At 59.3% G+C, this 21964-nt stretch carries 14 protein-coding genes; 8 read left to right on the top strand and 6 right to left on the bottom strand.

The window, feature by feature from the left end:
• The first annotated feature begins 147 nt into the window (after positions 1-147).
• The 3 genes from mutL to GKZ68_RS02310 are packed head-to-tail and all read left to right on the top strand — an operon-like array spanning position 148 to position 3902.
• Positions 148-2133, top strand: a complete 1986-nt coding sequence (gene mutL / locus GKZ68_RS02300; protein ID WP_173110347.1) for a DNA mismatch repair endonuclease MutL — start codon at positions 148-150, stop codon at positions 2131-2133.
• Positions 2134-2181: 48 nt separating this feature from the next.
• Entirely contained in the window at positions 2182-2979 is a 798-nt protein-coding gene (locus GKZ68_RS02305; protein WP_173110349.1) for a rhomboid family intramembrane serine protease, read from the top strand.
• A 14-nt stretch (positions 2980-2993) separates the two neighbouring features.
• The gene (locus GKZ68_RS02310) at positions 2994-3902 is read left to right on the top strand and encodes a rhomboid family intramembrane serine protease (protein WP_173110351.1); all 909 of its coding nucleotides are present in this window, start codon (positions 2994-2996) and stop codon (positions 3900-3902) included.
• A 103-nt stretch (positions 3903-4005) separates the two neighbouring features.
• Here GKZ68_RS02310 and GKZ68_RS02315 read toward each other — a convergent pair whose 3' ends face one another.
• Both GKZ68_RS02315 and GKZ68_RS02320 read right to left on the bottom strand, forming a co-directional pair.
• A complete protein-coding gene (locus tag GKZ68_RS02315) occupies positions 4006-4371 on the bottom strand; it encodes a hypothetical protein (RefSeq protein ID WP_217275297.1) in 366 nt (121 codons plus the stop codon).
• 40 nt (positions 4372-4411) lie between these two features.
• Positions 4412-4987: an RNA polymerase sigma factor gene (locus GKZ68_RS02320; RefSeq protein ID WP_254244127.1), complete on the bottom strand. Its 576-nt coding sequence runs from the start codon at positions 4985-4987 to the stop codon at positions 4412-4414.
• A 259-nt stretch (positions 4988-5246) separates the two neighbouring features.
• Between GKZ68_RS02320 and nuoK the strand changes: the two genes are divergently transcribed.
• The 3 genes from nuoK (at position 5247) to GKZ68_RS02335 (ending at position 10274) form a co-directional block, all read left to right on the top strand.
• On the top strand, positions 5247-5585 hold the full coding sequence (nuoK, locus tag GKZ68_RS02325) for an NADH-quinone oxidoreductase subunit NuoK (protein WP_173110355.1): 339 nt from the start codon (positions 5247-5249) through the stop codon (positions 5583-5585).
• 134 nt (positions 5586-5719) lie between these two features.
• Positions 5720-7669: an NADH-quinone oxidoreductase subunit L gene (nuoL, locus tag GKZ68_RS02330; RefSeq protein ID WP_173110357.1), complete on the top strand. Its 1950-nt coding sequence runs from the start codon at positions 5720-5722 to the stop codon at positions 7667-7669.
• A gap of 151 nt (positions 7670-7820) precedes the next feature.
• Positions 7821-10274 carry a prolyl oligopeptidase family serine peptidase gene (locus GKZ68_RS02335; protein WP_173110359.1) on the top strand — a complete coding sequence of 818 codons (2454 nt, stop codon included), beginning with the start codon at positions 7821-7823 and terminating at the stop codon, positions 10272-10274.
• Between the two features lie 199 nt (positions 10275-10473).
• Here GKZ68_RS02335 and GKZ68_RS02340 read toward each other — a convergent pair whose 3' ends face one another.
• From GKZ68_RS02340 to GKZ68_RS02355, 4 genes are all read right to left on the bottom strand, one after another.
• Positions 10474-10830 (bottom strand): cupin domain-containing protein, encoded by a 357-nt coding sequence (locus GKZ68_RS02340; RefSeq protein ID WP_254244128.1) that lies wholly within the window; start codon positions 10828-10830, stop codon positions 10474-10476.
• Positions 10831-10978: 148 nt separating this feature from the next.
• Entirely contained in the window at positions 10979-13324 is a 2346-nt protein-coding gene (gene bglX / locus GKZ68_RS02345) for a beta-glucosidase BglX (RefSeq protein ID WP_173110360.1), read from the bottom strand.
• 304 nt (positions 13325-13628) lie between these two features.
• Entirely contained in the window at positions 13629-15380 is a 1752-nt protein-coding gene (locus GKZ68_RS02350; protein WP_173110362.1) for a family 43 glycosylhydrolase, read from the bottom strand.
• A 71-nt stretch (positions 15381-15451) separates the two neighbouring features.
• Positions 15452-16777 (bottom strand): glucoamylase family protein, encoded by a 1326-nt coding sequence (locus GKZ68_RS02355; protein ID WP_254244129.1) that lies wholly within the window; start codon positions 16775-16777, stop codon positions 15452-15454.
• A 576-nt stretch (positions 16778-17353) separates the two neighbouring features.
• On the opposite strand from GKZ68_RS02355, the gene GKZ68_RS02360 reads away from it, so the two are divergent.
• Together GKZ68_RS02360 and GKZ68_RS02365 are read left to right on the top strand one after the other, a co-directional pair.
• A complete protein-coding gene (locus GKZ68_RS02360; RefSeq protein WP_173110366.1) occupies positions 17354-20440 on the top strand; it encodes a TonB-dependent receptor in 3087 nt (1028 codons plus the stop codon).
• 20 nt (positions 20441-20460) lie between these two features.
• The gene (locus GKZ68_RS02365) at positions 20461-21927 is read left to right on the top strand and encodes a RagB/SusD family nutrient uptake outer membrane protein (RefSeq protein ID WP_173110368.1); all 1467 of its coding nucleotides are present in this window, start codon (positions 20461-20463) and stop codon (positions 21925-21927) included.
• Positions 21928-21964 lie beyond the last annotated feature (37 nt).

Here is a 21964-nt window from a genome sequence, read left to right on the forward strand (position 1 = left end):
GGCCGAAAGCAACCTGGGCGGCTAGCCCAAATTGGCCGCAAAGGTAGGCAGTAAGCTACGAGCGGTCGATGAAAAACGTCTGTGCTGCTGGCTAATTGCCCTTGCACCGTCCGAAAATTGGGCTGGCCCAGCGCCAGCCCCCCAACTATGCCCGACATTATCCAACTTCTGCCCGAATACCTTGCCAACCAGATTGCGGCGGGCGAGGTGGTGCAGCGCCCGGCCTCGGTGGTCAAAGAATTGCTGGAAAATGCCGTGGATGCGGGCGCTACCAACGTGCAATTGATTGTCAAAGAAGCCGGTAAGCAACTCGTGCAGGTAGTAGACGATGGGGCCGGCATGTCGCCCACCGATGCCCGCATGAGCCTGGAGCGCCACGCCACCAGCAAAATCCGCTCAACCGAAGACCTGTTTCGCATTCGCACGCTGGGCTTTCGGGGCGAGGCGCTGGCTAGCATCGCGGCCGTGGCGCAGGTTGAAATCCGTACCAAGCAGCGCGGCCAGGAAACCGGTTCATTGCTGCTCGTGGAAGGCTCGCAGGTGAGTAGCCAGACACCCACCGCCTGCCCCGATGGCACGAGCATCTCGGTGAAAAATTTATTCTTCAACGTGCCTGCCCGGCGCAACTTCTTGAAAAGCAACGCAGTGGAGATGCGTCACATTCTGGACGAGTTTCAGCACGTGGCGTTGGCTAACCCGCAGATTGCCTTCTCGCTTTACCAGAATGACCTCGAAGTTTTTGGCCTGCCTGCTGGCAAGTTGAGCCAGCGTATCGTGGCTTTGCTGGGCAATAACTATAAGGAGCAGTTGGCCAGCTGTGAGGAAGTGACGCCGTTCATCACCGTAAAAGGCTACATCGGCAAGCCCGAGTCGGCCAAGAAAAGTCGGGGCGACCAGTTTTTTTTCGTCAACAACCGCTTTATCCGCTCGGCCTACCTCAACCACGCCGTGCTAGCCGCCTACGAGGGCCTGCTGGCCCGCGACACGCACCCGTTCTACGTGCTGTTTCTGGAGCTCGACCCCAAAGCCATCGACATCAACGTGCACCCCACGAAGACGGAAATTAAGTTTGAGGACGAAAAAACGGTGTACGCCGTGGTGCGGGCCGCCGTGCGGCAGGCGCTAGGGGTGCACAGCCTCACGCCCTCGCTCGATTTTGAGGGCGACGTGAATTTTGCGCCCATCCGGCCGCTGCGCACCTCGGCGGGCAGCTCGTTTGCCAAGGGCGATGGCGCCGCCTTACCCACGCCCACCCGCGCCGTCGAGTTCAACCCCGATGCGCTGGCGGCCTCCGTATCGGCCGCCGCGCGCGGTGGCCGCAAAACGGCTGACCAAGCTCCGCCGCGCCCCACCGAGCAGGCCCGCCGCGACCTCGAAGCCTTTTACCGCGAGCTGGGCCAGCCCGTGCGCCCGGCCGATGAGGCGCCGCCGTCCGCTGTAACTCTCGTGCCGCCCGCGCCGCCGCTGCCCGAGCTGCCCTTCACGCACCCCACGTCCACCGACCGGCCGCGCCCGGCGGCTGGCGCGCCGGCCCTGGCTAGCCCCGGTGGCGCGCACAACCCGCGGGCCACGCAGGTGCTCAACCGCTACCTGTTGCTGCCCGTGAAGTCGGGCCTGATGCTGATTGACCAGGAAGCGGCGCGCGAGCGTATTCTCTACGAGCAGTACGCGGCCGGGCAGGAGCGGGGCGGCGGGCACTCGCAGGCGCTGCTGTTTCCGCGCCCGCTCACGTTTTCGCCCGCCGACTACGCCGTGCTGCACGAGCTCACGCCCTCGCTGCATCTGCTGGGGTTTCGCTTTGCCGAATTTGGGCCGCACACCATCGCCATTGAGGCCGTGCCCGCCGACCTGCCCGCCCAGGGCGAGAAAGAGCTGCTCGAAGGTCTCATTGAGCAGTTCCGGAGCGGGGCCGCGCCCCTGCGCCTCGACCGCCGCGAGGCGCTGGCCCGCGCCCTGGCCCGGCGCGTGGCGCAGGCCACCAGCCAGCCCCGCCTGCCCGACGTCGAGCTGAATGCCTTAGTAGACAAGCTTTTCGCCTGCCAAGTGCCTAACTATACCCCCGACGGCCGCCCCACCGTCGTATTGCTCGACGGCGACCAGCTAGCCGCCTACTTCCGCAAAGCCGGCGCGTAAGCAGCCCGGTGCGACCTTTGCGGCGACGAGCCGCCCCGTATTCCGTTTATGTTCAATCTCACGCCTACTGTTCGCAATCTGCTGCTTATCAACCTAGCCTTTTTTTTGGCGCAGGAGAACTTGCGGAATATTCCTATTACGCAACTAGGTAGCTTGTACGCAGTGGGTTCGCCGTACTTTCATTTCTGGCAATTTTTTACCTATATGTTCCTGCACGGTAGCTGGGGACATATTTTTTCTAACATGTTCGGCCTTATTTCTTTCGGGCCACTGCTGGAGCAGCGCTGGGGTGGGCAGCGGTTTTTGGCTTTTTGGCTGATGTGCGGAGTGGGGGCTGGGGTACTCTACGAAGGCGTCCATATGTATGAGTTGCGCAAGCTCGAAGCCGTGTACACGGAGGTGGTGCGCAGCCCCAATGCCGGCGACTACGACCAGTTTATGCGGCAAAGCGGCTTCAAGCAAGCCGAGGACGAAGCTGCCGCTGAAGCCTTGCAGCGCAACCCCAACGACCAAGCCTTACAGCAGGCTATTGTGCAGCACGTTAAGGAAATATACAGCGCCATTACCAATTCGCCGCGTGGTGGTATGCTCGGAGCCTCGGGCGCGTTGTTCGGCATCTTATTCGCCTTTGCTTACCTGTTTCCTAATACTGAGCTATTTCTGCTCTTCATCCCGTTTCCCGTTAAGGCCAAGTATTTTGTTTTTTTTTACGGAGCCTATGAGCTGTACAGTGGCGTGCATCAGGCCCCCGGCGACAATGTAGCCCACTTTGCGCACATCGGCGGGCTGCTGATTGGGTTTATTATCTTAAAGTTCTGGGAAAGCGGCCGCGCCCGTTTCTACTAAAATCTGTTACTTCCATGAGTATAACCCAGGATATCCGCGACGCTTTTTCGCGCCGCGATAACGCATTAAATCAGCTCATTATTATTAATGTGCTGGTGTTTGGGGTGCTGATTATTTTAAAGGCAATATTTTTTATTGCCCAGTCCAGCAGCATGTACGTGCTCATCATGCGTCAGCTGGCGCTTTCGTCCGACCCGATGGTGGTGCTACGCCATCCATGGACGCTGCTAAGCTACGCATTTGTTCACTCGATAGACAGCCCGTTTCATATCCTGTTTAATATGCTGAACCTCTATTGGTTTGGGCAACTCATACGGGAGTATCTAGGCGACCGACGCTTGGTGAGCCTGTACGTGCTTGGGGCTTTAGCTGGTGCGGTGGTTTTTCTGTTAGCCTACAATTTCCTGACGGTATTTCAGGGGCAGGTGGGTATTCCACTCATTGGGGCGTCGGCGGCGGTTACGGCCATCATCGTGGCGGCAGCCACCAAACTGCCTAACTACACCTTTATGCTGTTTCTATTCGGGCCGGTAAAAATCAAGTGGATAGCAGCCGTGGTAGTAGTGGTGCTGTCCATAGCTCCCATATATGGCGGCAACCCCGGTGGTGGGCTATCGCACTTGGGCGGTGCCTTACTGGGCTTTCTCTTCATTAAACAGCTTGATGCTGGGCGCGACCTAGGGCAGCCTGTAGTCGCAACCGGTGAGTGGCTAGGCCGCCTTTTTCAGCCGCGCCCGGCCATGAAGGTGACACACCGCAGCCCCGTATCGGTAGGGCGCCCGGCCTCGGCGGCTGGTAAAGCGGTCCCCAGCGCCACTCCGCCCGAGGAGGTAGACCTGATTTTGGACAAAATCTCGCGCTCGGGCTACGAAAGCCTGTCGAAAGAAGAAAAGCAGAAGCTCTTCCGGGCTAGCCAGCAGTAAGGTAGCCTGGCCACCAAAGAAAAAGCCCGTCGAACCGACGGGCTTTTTGCTGGGACAAAATGGAATAGTAAGCGGCTTCGCAAAGCCGGTACCAATCGTGCCGCTAGGCAGCGGGCTCGGCCGGAACCTCGGCGGGCCGGCCCCAGGAGCCGGCGCAGCGGCTGCGCATCTGCTGGCGAAATTTCTCGCGCTCGGCCGGCGAAAAGGCCTCCATGCGCTGCACCATCTGCCGCTTCCAGGCGCGGCCCCGCGCCCAGCCGCCCCGGCCGCCGCGCCCAAAGCCACCCGTAAGGATGCGGCTTAGCACCAGCAAGCCCAGCGTCTGCCAGAAATTGAGCAGCGGCAGGTGGAAAAGCATGGGCATGAGCCAGTTCCACAAACCCATGGTGACGAACACGGCGACGGTCACAAACAGCGCCGCAAAAAAGACAAGCTTGACGGCTTTTTTCAGCCAAAAAGAGCGGTTCATATCCAGAATAAAAATTAAGAGCGAAGGGAAAGGCGGCGGGCTAGTCGGTGAATAGCTCGTCGTAGAGTTTCTGCAAGCGCTTGCGCAAGTGCTTCACGGCGTAGTGCTTGCGTGAGATAAGCGTTTTGAGCGGCACGCCGGTTTCGGCCACCATGTCGTTGAACGACTTATCCTCCAACTCGTGCCACACGAACACCTGGCGCTGCTCGGCCGGCAGCTCGGCCAGCGCATCGCTGAGGGCATCCATGATGGTTTCGCGCAGCAGGCGGTTTTCGGGCGAGTCGTCGGGGGCGGGCAGCACGTCTTGCAGCAGGCGGGTGGGCTCGTCGCCGTCGCTAGCCCCGAGCGGCGCGTCGAGCGACACCGTGCGCTGGGCCGGTACGCGCCGGTAGCGGTCAATGATGCGGTTGCGGGCTACCCGAAAGAGCCAGGCGGCTGCCTGCTCCACGGGCTTGAGCAGCCGGTAGCTCTCGACAAGCTCGGCAAAGACATCCTGCAGAATGTCTTCGGCCTCGTCGGGGTCGGGCACGCGCCGCTCAATAAACCGCAGCAGGCGGCCGCGCTGCTCGCGCACCGCGGTTTGAATCTGCTGGTCCTGGCCGGCGGCGGTTGTCATGAGCGCGGAAAGGGGGAGGGCTAGTGCTTCCATCGTGCCTAAGCAGACGCTGAGCCCTGGCTAATATTTTAACCGCAGATTCAAGCGGATTCAACGGCTGCGCCTGCTGCGCGCCGGCAAGTACGGGGGTGCTGCGCAAACCAACCCCGGGGCCACCCGCATTAGCGGGCGTAGCCGTTCAATTCGTTTGAATCTGCGGTGTAACTTTGCCCGCTAGGTTGGCTACAGGCTGACCGTGCTTTCCCGCAGCTTTCTTGCCATGACCAACGCTTCCATTGTTCCCGCCGTCATTCACGAAGTGCCGTTGCAGTACTACGTGTTTTTCGCCACCGCACTTTTTTGCATCGGCGTGACGGGGGTACTTATCCGGCGCAATGCCATCATTATTTTCATGTGCATCGAGCTGATGCTCAACGCCGTGAATATCCTGCTGACGGCCTTCGCCGCCTACCGCGCCGACCCCAACGGGCAGGTGTTCGTGTTCTTCATTATGGCCGTGGCCGCCGCCGAAGTCTCCGTCGGCCTGGGCATTATCGTCATGATTTACCGCAACTTCCAGAATACCGACGTCAACCTGCTCAGCCGCTTGAGAGGCTAGCGGCAGGGAATAAGCTGTCTGCTATCCTGAACGCAGTGAAGGACCTTATCTCGTCCTCGCGGCTTTGACTAGAAATCCGGTGAAGGCGGTGGTGATAAGATGCTCCTTCGTCAGCATGACAATGATTAAAGATTATGCAAGAAACTGTTCTCCCCGGTGCTACGGCACCTTTTTCGACCCTGCTCTACGTCCTCATTCCGGGGCTGCCTTTTCTAGGTTTTTTGCTTAATGGCTTGCTGAACAAGCGGTTGTCGGGTACGGTGGCCGGTGCGCTGGGCACGCTCACCGTGCTCGGGTCATTTCTGCTGTCGGTATTCCTGTTTGTTAATTTCAAGTACCAGTACACCGTTAATCTATTCGACTGGATTTCAGTAGGCTCGTTGCAAATCCCGTTCAGCTACCAGATTGACCAGCTGAGCCTGCTCATGCTGCTGCTGATTACGGGCGTGGGCACCCTCATCCACATCTACAGCATCGGCTACATGCACCACGACGAGAACGTGGGGAAGTTCTTTAGCTTCCTCAACCTGTTCGTGTTCAGCATGTTGATTCTCGTGCTGGGGGCCAATTTCGTCATTCTCTTCATTGGCTGGGAAGGCGTAGGGCTGTGCTCGTACCTGCTCATCGGCTTCTGGAACAAGAATACCAGCTACAACAACGCCGCCAAAAAGGCCTTCATCATCAACCGCGTGGGTGACCTAGGCTTCCTGCTCGGCATCTTCCTGATGTATTTAACCTTCAACTCGGTGCAGTACGCCGAAGTGTTTCAGAAGGCTAGCCTGGGCCAGTTTGGCCCGTATACGGTGAGCGTGGTGACGGTTATCACCCTACTCCTTTTCGTGGGCGCGATGGGTAAGTCGGCCCAATTGCCGCTCTACACCTGGCTGCCCGACGCTATGGCCGGCCCCACGCCGGTTTCGGCGCTCATTCACGCCGCGACGATGGTAACGGCCGGTATCTACCTCGTGCTGCGCTCCAACGTGCTCTTCACGCTAGCCCCGCAAACGCTCGAAGTAGTCGGTATCATCGGCCTGGCCACGGCGCTGTTTGCGGCTACTATCGGCCTGGCGCAGAACGACATCAAGAAAGTGCTGGCGTACTCCACGGTGTCGCAGCTTGGGTACATGTTCCTGGCGCTGGGCGTGATGGGCTACACTTCGTCGTTCTTCCACGTACTCACGCACGCTTTCTTCAAGGCGCTACTATTCCTGGGCGCTGGCTCGGTCATTCACGCTATGAGCAACGAGCAGGACATGCGCCGCATGGGTGGTCTACGTAAAGCCTTACCCATTACGTTTTTGACGATGCTCATCGGCTGCCTGGCTATTTCGGGTATTCCGCCATTCGCCGGTTTCTTCTCGAAAGATGAGATTCTGAGCCACGTGTACGAGCACAGCAAGGTAATGTGGGCCATCGGCGTTTTCACCTCGTTTCTGACGGCTTTCTATATGTTCCGTTTGCTGTTCCTAACCTTCTTCGGCGAGTTTCGGGGCACTGAGGAGCAGCACCACCACCTGCACGAGTCGCCGGCTAGCATGACGCTGCCGCTGATTGTGCTGGCCGTGCTTTCGGCCGTAGGCGGCTTCATGGGCGCGCCGATGTTCGTGGGCAAGCACTACCTGGCCGACTACCTGGCCCCGATTTTCACTTACTCGAAGCAGCTTCTGCCCGCTGCCTTCACCACCGAGCCCGAGCACAGCACCGAGCTGATGCTGATGGGTATCTCAGTACTGGTGGCCGTGGTGGGCATCGTGCTGGCCTACGTGCAGTACGTGGCCCGCGCCCAGCGCCCTGCCGAAGACGACGCCCCACGCTCGGCTCCCGAAAACTTGGTTTACCACAAATACTACGTGGATGAACTCTACGATAACCTCATCGTGAAGCCCGTAATGGCACTTTCGACGGGCCTCTACAAGTTTGTTGAGAATGGCATTATCGACCCTATCGCCAACGGCGTGGGCCGCGTGACCCTGGCTGGCGGCCAGCTGCTGCGCAACGTGCAAACCGGCTCGGTCGAAACCTACCTTATCCTGATGGTAATCGGCATTGTCTTAATTCTAGGGCTAAATTTCGGACGTTTGTAGAGATAAATAGCTGAGTGTGACGTAACATTGAACGTCATGCTGAGCCTGCAAAGCATCTTGCTCGCATTGGCTGGGTCATTGGCCTAGCGATGCGAGCGAGATGCATCGCAGGCTCAGCATGACGTTTTCCTGTTTTTATTCTCACTCTCTAATGAACAAACTCTTACCCCTGCTGCTCTTACTGGCAGTCCCGGCTATGGCCCAGGAAACCAATTACCACGAGCCGCCGGCCGCCATCCGCGACCTGCTGCTGGCGCCACCCACGCCCCGCGTCAGCCTGTCGGGCGATGGCAGCGTGCTCGCCATCCTGTCCGTGCAGGATTTCCCGACTATCGCCGAGCTTTCGCAGCCCGAGCTGCGGCTGGCCGGCCTGCGCCTCAATCCGCGCACCAACGGCCCTAGCCGCGTGAGCTACGCGGTAGGCATGCAATTTAAAAAACTGCCTAGCGGCGCTGAAGCGCCGGTGCAGGGGCTGCCGGCCCAGGCGCGCATCAGTAACCCGAGCTGGTCGCCCGATAACAAGTATCTGGCCTTCGCGCTTACCACGCCGGCCGCCGAGGGCAGTGCTGGCCGCGTCGAATTGTGGGTGGCCGACGTGGCTACTAATACTGCCCGCCGCCTATTGGCTACGCCACTCAATGACGTGTTTGGTAATGTTTTCGAGTGGGTATCGGACAGCCAGACGCTGCTGGCTAAGGTGGTGCCGGCCGGGCGCGGAGCCGCTCCGGCTGCCGATGCCACGCCCACCGGCCCGGCCGTGCAGGAAACGGAGGGCGGCAAAAAATCGGGTGCCCGCACCTACCAGGATTTGCTGAAAAACCCGGCCGACGAGCGCATTTTCGATTACTACGCCACCGCGCAGCTCGTGCGGGTGAAGCTAGCCGATGGCAGCGCCCAGCCGCTGGGCCAGCCGGGCGTGCTGCGCGCGGCCTCGCCCTCGCCCGATGGCCGCTACGTGCTGCTGCGCACGGCCCACCGGCCGTATTCGTATACGCTGCCCATCAGCAGCTTTCCGCAGCGTATCGACGTGCTCGACCTGGCTAGCGGCGCGGTCGTAAAAAACATTGCCGACCTGCCGCTGGCCGACAACGTGCCGACCAACTTCGACGCCGTGCCCACCGGCCCGCGCGACCACGGCTGGCGCACCGACGCGCCCGCCACCCTCAGCTACGCCGAGGCGCAGGACGGCGGCGACCCCAAGGTGAAAACGGCCGTGCGCGATAAGGTATTTCTGCTGGCTGCGCCCTTCACCAGTCCGCAGGAGCTGGCCGCGCTGCCGCTGCGCTACGCCGGCCTCACCTGGGGCACCGACCACCTGGCGCTGGTCGATGGCTACCGCTGGGCCGACCGCCACGAAACCACCTGGCAGCTCGACCCTAGCCAGCCCGGCCAGCTGCTAAAAGTGCTGTTTGATGGCTCGTCGCAGGATACGTACCACAACCCCGGCGCGCCCGCCACGCGCCGCAATGCCCAGGGCCGCGCCGTGCTGCGGCTAGCCCAGGGCGGGCAGGCCATCTACTTATTGGGCCAGGGCGCTTCGCCCGAGGGCGACCGGCCGTTTGTGGATGAGCTGAACCTGGCTACCAGGAAAACCGCCCGCCTGTGGCGCTCCGAGGCACCTTATTATGAAGTGCCGGTTGCCATTTTCGACGGCAAGAAAGACAAACTGGAATTACTGACCCGCCGCGAAGCCGCCGACCAGGCACCCAACTACTACCTGCGCGAGTTGAGTAAGAAAGGCCAGCCGCTGGCCCTCACGCACTTCGCCAACCCCTACGCTCAGTTCGGCGGTAGCTTCCGCAAGCAAGTATTGCATTACAAGCGCGCCGATGGGGTAGGCCTCACGGCTAACCTTTACCTGCCGCCGAATTACAAGAAAACCGATGGCCCGCTGCCCACGCTGATGGAAGCGTACCCCGTTGAGTTTAAAGACAAAGCCAATGCCGGGCAGGTTAGCGGCTCGCCCTATACCTTCACCCGCATTAGCTGGGCCTCGCCCGTGTACTGGGTCACGCAGGGCTACGCCGTGCTCGAAAATGCCACCGTGCCCATCGTGGGTGAGGGCACCGCCGAGCCCAACGATACTTATACCGAGCAGCTAGTGAGCAGCGCCAAGGCGGCCATCGACGAAGGCCAGCGGCTAGGGGTGGTGGACCCTAGCCGCGTGGCCGTGATGGGCCACAGCTACGGCGCCTTTATGACGGCTAACCTACTGGCACATTCCAATTTATTCAAGGCCGGCATTGCGCGCAGCGGCGCCTACAACCGCACCCTCACGCCCTTCGGCTTCCAGGGCGAGGAGCGCACCTACTGGCAGGCCAAGGGAGTCTACGATGCCATGTCGCCGTTTAACTTCGCCGATAAAATCAAGACGCCCATCCTGCTCATTCACGGCGAGGCCGACAATAACTCGGGTACGTTTCCCATTCAGAGCGAGCGCTTTTACGCCGCCCTCAAAGGCCAGGGTGCCACGGCCCGCTACGTGGTGCTGCCCGCCGAAGCCCACGGCTACGCCGCCCGTGAAAACCTACTACACATGCTCTGGGAAATGGATTCGTGGCTCAACAAGTACGTGAAAGCACCCGCGCCGCCAGTAGCAAATTAGCCGCTGTCATACCATTTCAAAATCGTAAGCCCGAACAATCTTATTCGGGCTTTTTTTGCGCGGAGGATACCCGGGCCGAGGTGCTAATCTTGGATGAAAAAAACAGACCGCTACGTGAGTTAATAAACTACTTTTTGAAATAATCAGGCGGAAAAAGCTCCTGGCCGTAGCGCTGGGCGGCCACTGCCATTTTTTGCTTTTACTCGGGGCCGGGCTCCTGCTTAGGTAAAAACTGGCCAAAAGCTACCGCCTGGCTCTCATTCGTAAAGCTGTGAATGGCACCACCTTTGGGAATATCCACGAAAGCACCTTTTTTGGCAGTATAGGTCTGGGTTTCGGAGCGCACTACCACCTCGCCGTCGATGACGTAAAATGCCTCCTGAATCTGGGCGTGGGCGTGCGGCCCCGGCCCCCCGCCGGGCGGCACCAGCATGTCGATAATGGCGTAGGTGCCCTCGGTTTGCGCGCCCGATACGACAATGCGATACGTGTCGCCGACCACTGAAATATCGGTGCCCGCCTGCGGGGCAAGGGTTCTGACAGAAGTAGGACGCATTGGTTGTAAGAGACTGAAAGCGTGAGCTTAAATTATACGGTACTTTGCTAGCCAGGGCGGTTAGGCAGCGGGAAATTACGGTTTAGAGCTATAAAAAAGGCGGCGGCAACTACTGTTGCCGCCGCCTTTTACTGCGCACTAAAACAGGCTATTGCGCCAGCGTGAAGCTAGCCATCTGCACATCGCGCGAGTTGCCGCCCACCATCACCTGAAACTCGCCGGGCTCGGCCACGAATTTGAGGTCGTCGTTGTAAAATTTCAGGTCGTCGGCCGAGAGGTGGAAAGTGAGCTGGCGGCTCTCACCTTTTTTCAGGATAATCTTCTGAAAGCCCTTCAACTCCTGCACCGGGCGGGTGCTGCTACCTACCATATCGCGCAGGTACAGCTGGGCCACTTCGGCGCCATCGTAGCTACCAGTGTTCTGCACGGTCACGGCCACGTCGAGGCCCTGGCCGGGGCGAATGCTGGCTTGGCTAACCGTGGGCTTGGAGTATGTAAACGTGCTGTAGCTCAAGCCGTAGCCGAACGGATAAAGTGGGTCGTTGGGCACGTCGAGGTAGCGCGACTTGTACTTGTCGAGCAGCACGCCGGCGTAGGGGCGGCCGGTGTTTTTATGGTTGTAATAAATCGGCACCTGGCCCACCGACCGCGGAAACGTCATGGTAAGCTTGCCCGATGGGTTGTAGGCGCCAAAAAGCACGTCGGCCACCGCGTTGCCGGCCTGCGTACCGCCAAACCACGTTTCGAGAATAGCGTCGGCATTCTGGCTTTCCCAGGGCAGCGTGAGCGGGCGGCCATTCACGAGCACAATCACGAGGCGCTTGCCGGTGGCTTTCAGCGCTTTGAGCAGGTCGAGCTGGCGGCCGGGCAGGCCGATGTCGGCGCGGCTGGCGGCTTCGCCGGTCATGCCCTGGCTTTCGCCCACCACGGCCACTACCACGTCGGCGCCCTGGGCAGCCTGCACGGCCTCGGCAATAGTAGCTTCGGCCGGGCGCGGGTCCAGCTTCAACTCGCCACCGTGCTCGTTGAGGCGCTTAATTATCTGGTCGTCGTCGGTCACGTTGCAGCCCTGAGCGTAGGTTACGCGCACGCCGGCCCCGCCCACGTTCTTGATTCCCTGCAAGATGGAAATGGCCTGCTTGCCATCGCCGGCGCCGCTCCAGTTGCCAATCATGTCGCGGGCGCGGTCGGCCAGGGGGCCGACTACCGCAATATTCACCGTGTTCTTCAGCGGCAGCGTCTGGTTGTCATTCTTGAGCAGCACCAGCGTGCGGCGCGTGATGTCGCGGGCATCGGCCAGGAAGGCGGGCTTCATCAGGGTAGCCTTGGCGCGGGCCTCGGTCACGCCGCGGTAGGGGTCTTGGAAGAGGCCTAGCCGGTACTTGGCTTCGAGCACGCGGCGGCAAGCCTGGTCGATGTCGGCCTGGCTCACGGTGCCGTCCTTGAGGTTGGTGGCGAGCTGCTTGAGGAAAACCTCGCCCACCATATCCATGTCTACACCGGCTTTGAGGGCCAGCTCCGACACTTTTTTCTCGTCGCCCATGCCGTGGGCTTCCATCTCGTTGATTGCCGTATAGTCGGTCGCCACGAAGCCCGTGAAGCCCCACTGGTTGCGCAGCAGGTCGGTCAGCAGCCACTTATTGGCCGAGGCCGGAATACCGTTTATCTCATTAAACGACGACATCACCGAGCCTACGCCGGCCGCCACCGCCGCTTTGTAGGGCGGCAGGTACTCGTTGTACATGCGCTGGCGGCTCATGTCGGTAGTGTTGTAGTCGCGCCCGGCCTCGGCCGCGCCGTAGAGGGCGAAGTGCTTGAGGCAGGCCATCACGTTTTCGGGCCGGGTCATGTCATTGGTGGGCCCTTGGTAGCCGTGCACCATGGCCTCGGCAATGCGCGAGCCCAGGTAGGGGTCTTCGCCGGCACCCTCGGCCACGCGGCCCCAGCGCGGGTCGCGGGCAATGTCCACCATCGGCGAATACACCCAGTTGATGCCGTCGGCCGACGATTCTTCGGCCGCGATGCGGGCGCTGCGCTCCATTGCGTCGAGGTCCCAGCTGGCGGCTAGCCCTAGTGGAATCGGGAAAATGGTGCGGTGCCCGTGAATAACGTCGTAGCCCAGAATGAGCGGAATGTGCAGCCGCGATTCTTTAATGGCCAGCTCTTGCAGCTTGCGGGCCGCCACCGGCGTGTAGGTATTGAGCACGCCGCCCACCAGACCTTTTTTGATGTTGGCGTCCACATCCTTGCTCACCACCGGCCCGGTCACGTCGAAGCCTACTGACACGAGGTTAAGCTGGCCGATTTTTTCTTCGAGCGTCATTTTCTGCATCAGGCTGGCCACGAACTGCTGCATGTTGTCGGCCGTGGCGGCTGCGGTCGGGGAAGTAGTTTTTGCCTTGGCTTTAGCCTTGACCTGGGCCTGCGCGCGCGGGGCGGCCAGGCCCAAAGCCAGCAGCAAGGCGGCCTGAAAGAGCGATTTGCGGTGTCTCATGAAAGGGGTGGGGAGAAATAATAAGCGGAAAGGTAACGGGCAGGTCGGGTTGCTAAAAACCGCCTGGCGTGGCCTGCTAGGGTATTTTGAGCGCAGCTTGCCCGGTACGGGCAACTAGTATGCCCGGCGGCGTGTGCAGTAGCTGCCGGGCAGTTGCGGTAGCTAGGCAAAAGAGGAGTGGGCGGGTCCGCCAGCGTGTGCAGTAGCCGCTAACGGGTGCTAAGCCGCGGCAGCGGCTCACCGCCGCAAAAATATTCGGCGTAAAGCTATCGGCTAGCCTAAGCGATGATAAAATGGCCCGCCCTTATTCTGCCTTGCTCACCGGAGTGCGGGCCGATACGCCATTTTCATTAATGGCCTCAATGGTAAAATAATACGGCAGGTCCTTATCCATGCCTTTGAAATAATACTCATTCGCCTCGTGCACCATAAGGCAGCTATACAGCTTGTCGGGGGCTAGCCCGGTGTAGATGTTGTAGGCGTAGGCGCCATCAACCGGCGCCCAGCGCAGCCAAGCACTGCGCTTGTCGGCGGCCGTGCGCAGCACCACAAAATCCTGTACGGCCGCCGGCCGGGCGCCGCTGCCCAGCCCAAACACCCGCAGCCCGCTCAGGGCAAACTTGCCGGTGGGCATGTGCACGTTTTCGAGCTTGAGGTAGCGCGTGCGCAAGGGCGTTTTCAGGGCTAGGTAGTCGTGCGGCACGTCGGTTTTATTACGGCTTTTATCCACGAGCAGCTGCCAGGTTTTGCCGTCGAGCGAGTGATAGAGTTTGTATTGATGATACAGGCCCGCCTGCCGGCCCAGAAACTGCGGGTTCACGTCCTGGTCGGCGTAGTTGATTTGCACGGCGCGCACGGTGCATACGCTGCCCAGGTCGGTCTGGAAATACTCGCCGGGGCTAGCCGTGGCAGCGCTCCAGTAAGTCTTGATGCTTTCATCCACGGCCAGATTAGGCACGTGGCCGCCGAGCGTGCTCGACGCCTGCACCGGCCGGCCGTAATTGAGCAGCATCCAGCCCGTAAACTGACCCTGCTGGTGGTCGGCCGGGCCGGTGGGCAGGTAGTGCGGGTAGTCGCCCCAGGCCGTGGTGGTGTAGAGCGTGCCCTGGGCATCAAAGCCCGCCGGCCACAGGCCTAGCCGCCGCTCAAAGTTATTTTTTACGTTGATGACCATCGTGGACGTGTGCCACCAGTTGCCCCACTTGTCCTGAAACGTATTGCCGTGCCCCGCGCCCCGGATGAAGCCGCCCGGCTTGTAGGAAAATGGATTGTGCGGCTGCGGCGTCCACGGTCCCAGCGGGTGGTCGCTCACCTGCACGCCATCGGCGTAGCCACTGAATTCGGTGCCCGGCGCCCCGTATTGCAGATAGTATTTTCCCTGGTATTTGGTCATCCAGGCGCCTTCCATAAACGGACCCAGAAAGGTATTGTCCAGGTACTCGCCGAAGCGCTGCCAGCCAAAGCGCGTATCGTCGAGCTTGAACATGGCCTGCGGCTGCCCGATGGGCTGAAACGTCTTGCGGCTGATTTGTTGACCGTAGAGCGGAAACTCGTTCGAGCTGCCCCAGTAGAGGTAGAGCTTGCCATCGGTATCGAGAAATAAATCGGGATCCCAGGCTGCAACGGGGAAATTTTCGACCGCTTTCGTCCACTGGTTAGCCTGCGGATTAGTGCTCATCCAGAGCGCAAAATTGGGGTTGTGGCTGGAGCCAATAACCAGCAGGGTATCGTGCAGCGCCACCACGGCCGGCGCGCACAAATCATCTAATACCTTATTCTCCGGCTTCAAAAACGTGCGCTCCAAAAAATGCCAGCCGGCCAGGTCGTTGCTCCACCAGTAACCGCGCTGGTTGGTAGAAAATAAATAGTACTTCCCTTGGAAAAGCGTGATAACCGGGTCGGCCGTGGCCCGGTGCCGCCCGGCCGTCGAAAACTCCGGAAACGGCGTGTAGCCGTAGTCCAGGTCGAGCGGGTTGCAGTAGGTGGGGCGTGGGGGAGTAGGGGCTTGACCTAGTGCCAACGCGGGCAGCAGGAATAGGAACAGGAAAAGGCGCATAGGACGAGACTAGAGAAGAATTAAGCGCGTCAAGCGGCACTACGGGCAGCTTGATGTTTCAGCCGCAAAAGCTAATTCTTCAGATACGGGCTCTCAAATCCCAGCTTTTTCAGCCCGCGCTGCACCTCCGGCGCGCTCATAAACAGCTTCCACAGCAGGCCCGAGCGCTGGTTTTCCATCATTACTACTATCGGTCCCTGGTCGATGGCCAGGTGCGACTTGGCCACCCAGTCGTGCTGCTCGCTGAAGCCATCCACGAAGCCGTATTCGCTCCATATTTTGTCGCCCAGGTCGTCGTAGAAGTGGCGCATGGCTAGCATCGACTCGGCCGGCGCGTAGGGCAGGGCCGCCAGGGCCGCCGTGGGCGAAATCACGCCCAGGTCTTCGGTGGGTGAATGGGCCGCGTAGCCCTGCCAACTGTCGGAGGCCGTGAGGCCCCAGCAGTTGGGGCCGTAGCCTTTCTGCTTCTTGGGGTTAGCCACGCAGTAGTCGTGGTTGATGCGCGTGTGCGCCTGGTTTTGCTGCCAGTAGTCGGCGTGCGCGTCCTTGAGGCCGTGCGGGTCGAGGCCCATAAACGAGTAGTGCGTGAAAAACAGCGGCCCGCCCAGCTCGGAACCTAGCGGCAGGGTAGTGCCGTAGTAAGTCTTGCCGTTCACGTACTCGGGGCCAGTGGCCCAGCCCTGGTCATACGCTTGCTTTTCAATGCCGTAGCGCGGCGATGAGGCAGCTAACACGTAGGTAATAAGGCACTCGTTCCAGCCGTGAATCTGGTGGTTCATACTCCAGCCGTTGTTGGGGCTCCAGTGCCAGTACAGCACATTCTGGCCCTGCGTAAACCAGTTCCACTCCACACCCTCCCACATCCAGAGAATTTTATTGCGCACGTTTTGCTCGTCAGGCGTGTCTTTAGTGAAATATTGCCGGGCGCACAGCAGGCCTTCGTAAAGAAAGGAAGTCTCGACAATATCAGCGCCGTCATCCTTGATGCCGAAGCGAATAGTATGGCCCGTATCGCCATTGAGCCAGTGCGGAAACGCGCCGTGGTACATATCGGCCTTCCACAGGAAGTTGACGATTTTATTGATGCGCGCCGCTGCCTGCGGGCGGGTTATCCAGCCGCGCTCGGCGGCCACGATAATAGCCATGATGCCGAAGCCCGTGCCGCCGGTTGTCACCACCTCGTTGCCATAGTCGAAGGCCACGTTGCTGCGCTCGCGGGCCATGCCCGACACGGGGTGCCCAAAATCCCAGAAGTAGCGGAAAGTCTGACGCTGCACCTGGTCCATGAGCTGCTCATCGGAGAGGTGGCGCGGGCGCTGGCGCGGGTCGAATTTGGCCACGGCGGCCGGGTGTGCCGTGGGCTTGCGGGTAGCCTGAGCCGGGGCCAAATTAGGCAAGAGTAATAAAGCGCTTATCAGTAAATGGTATGGCTTCATGAGTGAGGGGGTGGGGAAGAAAAAGTAGTAGCTTGGTATTGTAAAAAGTAAAAATATATTTATTTATAATAATTTATTTTAAAACATTTATATGCCTAACGGTTGAGTAGCTCATCGAGTATAATTTACTGGGTATATGTACAACAAATAGTGCAGAGATAGAAATGTGGGCGAAATCTATCGGACGTAAAAATGGGGCAAAAGTTTGTAGATTTGTTAATCTAAGGTTGAACGCTTCTATTGCTGAATTGTCCTAATTTATCTGATAAACAGGATAAAAGGGATTCTCTGCTGAAGAAAGCTAGAGGACTGGGTATTCAACGGTCTTTGCCTATTAGCAGGTAGACTCTGGCTAGACTTACCCTGTATAATAAAAGCAAGCTTTGTTTTTTATTTTACTTGTTATTCAATTAAATTTCTGCACTTTAGTATTTGCCCGGCTGATTTAGTAGCCGTCTGTTGTTGCTGGTGAAGGCTTTTTCATCTTTACCAGCACCCGATACACTGTTTTACCTTATTTCCCACCCTTCCTAACGCATGAAAATCAAAGACTTACTCTTTGTGAGGCACCACTTCCAGCACGCTGGTAAAGTGGCTGCTCTCGGATTAACTACTACATTAGGCCTGGGCTTGCTACCGCTGGCGCAAGTGCAGGCGGCTAGCTTGCAACAGGCTCCCGTCCAGACGGGCACCCCCATTACCGGCAGGGTTGTTGATGAAAAAGGCGACCCACTGCCCGGGGCCAACGTAGTCGTGAAGGGCACCAGCATCGGCACGGCTACCAATGCCGATGGGCAGTACACCATCAATGCGCCCGCCGGCGCCACGCTGGTGTTTTCGTTTGTGGGCTACTCGGCCCAGGAAGTACCCCTAGCCGGCCGCACTACGGTTGACCTCAAATTTTCGGCGCCCGCCGGCCAAGCGCTCAACGATGTGGTGGTAGTGGGCTACGGCACCCAGGCCAAGCGCGAAGTAACCGGCGCCATTGCTTCGGTAAAAGGCGATGACTTGGTGAACCAGGCTTCGCAAAACCCCATTAGCTCCATCCAGGGCAAAGTAGCCGGCGTGCAGATTACCAACTCCGGCACGCCGGGCGGCGCCCCAACCATTACCATCCGGGGCACGGGCTCCATCAGCGGGGCTTCGCCGCTCTACGTGGTCGATGGCACCATGCTGCCCGCCGGCGCCGACCTAAGCTTTCTCAATCAGGCCGACATTGCCTCGCTCGAAGTGCTGAAAGATGCGGCCAGTGCCTCTATCTACGGGGTGCAGGCCGCCAACGGCGTGGTAATCGTAACTACTAAGCGTGGGCTAGCCGGCACGCCCCGCATCAACTACAACGGCTTTGTGGGGGTGCAAACCACCACTAATAAAGTGAAGATGGCCGACGGCGCCGAGTACACAGCGCTCTATAACGAGAAGAATATCTTGCAGGGTGGTACGGCGGCTACTAACTTGCCTACTACCGGCTATGCCTCGACCGACTGGTACAACCAGATTTCGCGCAACGCCCTCACTCAGAACCACCAGCTGAGCGTATCGGGCGGGAGTGAAAAGATTTCGTACTCGTTCAGCGGCTCGTATCTCAAGCAGCAGGGTATCATCAAGACCAATGACTACGAGCGCATCACGGCGCGACTCCAGACGGATTTCAGCCTGACCGACCACATCAAGGTGGGCTACAATGCGCTGCTGGCCAATACTACCTCCAACGACATTCCCGGCAATATCTTTCAGCAGGCTTACGTAGCCCCGGCAGTGCTGCCGGTGTACCAGGCCAATGGCAACTACGGCGACCCCAGCCTCATTGGCTCGGGGGGCCTGGGTAGCTTCGCTAACCCGCAGGCTTCGCTCGACTACTACCACCAGCAAAGCCGGGGGCAGTCGCTGATAGCCAATGCCTTTGCCTCCGTCAATTTTTTGAAGTACTTCACAGTGCGCAGCAGCGTGGGGGTCAACTACCTCGCCAGCAAATTTTACAACTACCAGCCCCAGGATTCGCTCACGGCAGTTCAGTATACCAAGACTAGCCTGCTTACCAGAGGCAACCAGCTAACCAGCCAACTAACTTGGGAAAACACGCTGACCTACGACCGAACGTTTGACGACCACCACCTCACCGTACTGGTAGGTACTACGGCGCTGAACTATCAAGTAGACAACGTGTTAGGTTCCATTAACGGGGTGACGGCGGCCAACAGCGACAACTACTATTTCAGCCTGGGCACGCCGGGCTCAGCTACGCTCTCTAACCCCGGGCTTGATGCCTATCGGGTGTTCTCGCTCTTCGGCCGCGTCAACTACGCCTATAAAGGCCGCTACCTACTCACGGCTAGCATCCGACGCGATGGCGCCAGTCAGTTCTCAACGCGCTACGGCAACTTCCCCTCGGTAGGAGCGGGGTGGGTAATCTCCGATGAGCCGTTTATGCAGAATAACACCGTGTTTTCCTTCCTGAAGCTGCGCGGCAGCTACGGGGTGCTGGGCAACAACCGGGTAGCCAACAACCGCACGATATCGACCGTTACGATTGCGCCGGGCTATGGGGCACCCATCGGGGGCTCTTTCCAGACGGGGGGCAACTTAGTGACTCAAGTGGCACCCACGCTAAGCTGGGAAACTGCGCACGAGGCTGATGGCGGCCTGGAAATGCGCTTTCTCAATAACCGCCTGACGGCCGAGTTAGACTACTACAACCGCCGTACCATTGATGCCGTGTTTCCGGTGCCAGTGCTCTCCGCGCCGGGCTACACCAATAACACGGCCTACTACGCCAACAACGCTAACTTCCAGAACCAGGGCGTAGAAGCTGCGTTGCGCTGGAACTCGCAGGGCACCGGTGATTTTTCTTACAACATTGGCGTAACTGGGGCTTACAATCAGAATAAAGTGCTAGCCACGGCCGGCGGAGCTCCGCTATCATCGGGGGCATTGCCCGTAGCCGGCTACCTATCTACCATAACCCAGGTTGGTGCGCCGCTAGGGGCATTTTACGGCTACAAAGTGGACGGGGTATTTCAGAGCGATGCCGAAGCTGCCAAGTCGGCTCAGCCGGGCGCCCACGCCGGCGACCTGCGCTACCAGGACGTGAATGGTGACGGGGTAATTGACAACCGCGACTTTGTGATGCTGGGCAATCCTAATCCCCGCCTCACCTACGGCCTGAATACGTACTTCCGCTACAAAGGCTTCGACTTGCAGGTTGATTTTCAAGGCGTGGCAGGCGTAGAGCTGCTCAATGCGCTGCGCGAAGTGCGCTACGGCAACGAAAACTATACCCAGGACTTCTACAACAGCCGCTGGCACGGAGCCGGCACGTCGAACACCACGCCTTCGGCCAACTTGTCGGGCCACAATCTGGACGTAAGCTCCTACTACATCGAAAGCGGCGATTATATTCGGCTACGCAACCTCCAGCTAGGGTATAATTTCTCTAAAGCGCTGGCTAACAATCTACGGGTACAAGGATTACGTATCTACGTCAACGCCCAAAATCCCGTGACCTGGACCAAGTACAAGGGCTTTACACCCGAGGTAGGGGGCACGCCCACCAACGCCGGCATCGACCTGAACGTGTACCCGATTGCCGCGACCTACAACTTCGGTGTCAATATTAATTTCTAAGCGCTAAGCAATTCCCACCCATGAAAAATTACTCGTTTTTTACGCCCCTCCGGGGCCGGGCGTTGCCGGTGCTGGCGGCGGCTGTGCTGGCGCTAGCCTCGTCGTGCACCAAGTACCTGGATGTGGCGCCACTAGCCCAGCCAGAAGCTGTTTCCTTCTTCCAGAATGCCAATGATGCGGCCGTGGCCAGCATCTCGACTTATGGCAAGCTGCGCGAATGGAACCTAGTGGCCTTTAACTGGCTCTCGGTGACGACACTCACCTCGGACGATGCCGAAAAGGGCAGCGTATCGGGCGACGCCGAGTTTCTCAATAATTTCACTTTTTTCCGGGTTGGGCCCACCGACGGCCCGCTGGATGGCTTCTGGACCGGGCAGTACCAGGAGATTCTCCTTTGCAACCAAATAATTCAGAACGTGCCCGGCATCAACATGGATGCCAACCTGAAAGCCCGCTACGTAGCCGAAGCACAGTTTTTGCGCTCGCTGATGTACTTCAACCTGGTGCGGGCGTTTGGCGATGTGCCGCTCTACACTAAGCCGCCGGTAACGCCCGATGAGCTTAACCTGGCGCGCACGCCCAAAGACCAGATATACGCCTTCCTGGTGAGCGAGCTGACGGCTGCCGCCGCGGTGCTGCCCGCTACGTATCCCAGTGCCGACGTGGGCCGGGCCACCAAGGGCGCCGCGTTAGCCCTGCTATCGAAAGTACAGATGTATCAGAAAAACTGGGCCGCTTCGCTCAGCGCCTCCGACCAAGTGATAGGGCTAGGCTACTCGCTGGCGCCCGACTACTACAAAATGTTCCGCATTGCTGGCGAAAACGGGCCGGAGTCCATTTTTGAAGTGCAGTGCTCGGCCGTGCCCGGCAACTGCGATGCCTCCAACTCGCAGTGGGCGCAGGTGCAGGGCGTGCGCAATCAGTTTGGCTGGGGCTTCTTCATTCCGTCGGCTAGCCTGGATGCCGCCTTCGAAGCCGGCGACAAGCGCAAGGTGGCCACGATTCTTTACCCCGGGGAGACTACCCCCGACGGCGACGTGATTACGACCAGCGCACCCAACCCCCGCTACAACGCCAAAGCCTACGTGCCCAATTCAGTGCCGTATACCTGCAACTATGGCGATTCGCAAAACCTGCGGGTATTGCGCCTGGGTGAGGTATTACTCATCAACGCCGAAGCGGCAAACGAGTTGGGCCAGACGAGCAAAGCGCTTGCCGATGTGAATATGGTGCGTGTGCGCGCCGGCCTGGCGCCGCTAGCCAGCGGCATGTCGCAAGATGCTATGCGGCAGGCCATCTGGAAAGAGCGCCGCGTCGAGTTGGCCCTCGAATACGGCGACCGGTACTTTGACCTGGTGCGCCAGGGACGGGCCGCGCAGGTGTTGGCCGCCAAAGGCTTTGTCGCCAATAAAAACGAAGTGCTGCCTATTCCGCTCAACGAAATTACCCTGAGCGGGGGTAAGCTGACTCAGAACCCCGGTTATTAATCTGATAACCACGTAAAAGCCTGGGACTCGGCCCGAG

Source organism: Hymenobacter sp. BRD128 (assembly GCF_013256625.1).
Lineage (GTDB): Bacteria > Bacteroidota > Bacteroidia > Cytophagales > Hymenobacteraceae > Hymenobacter.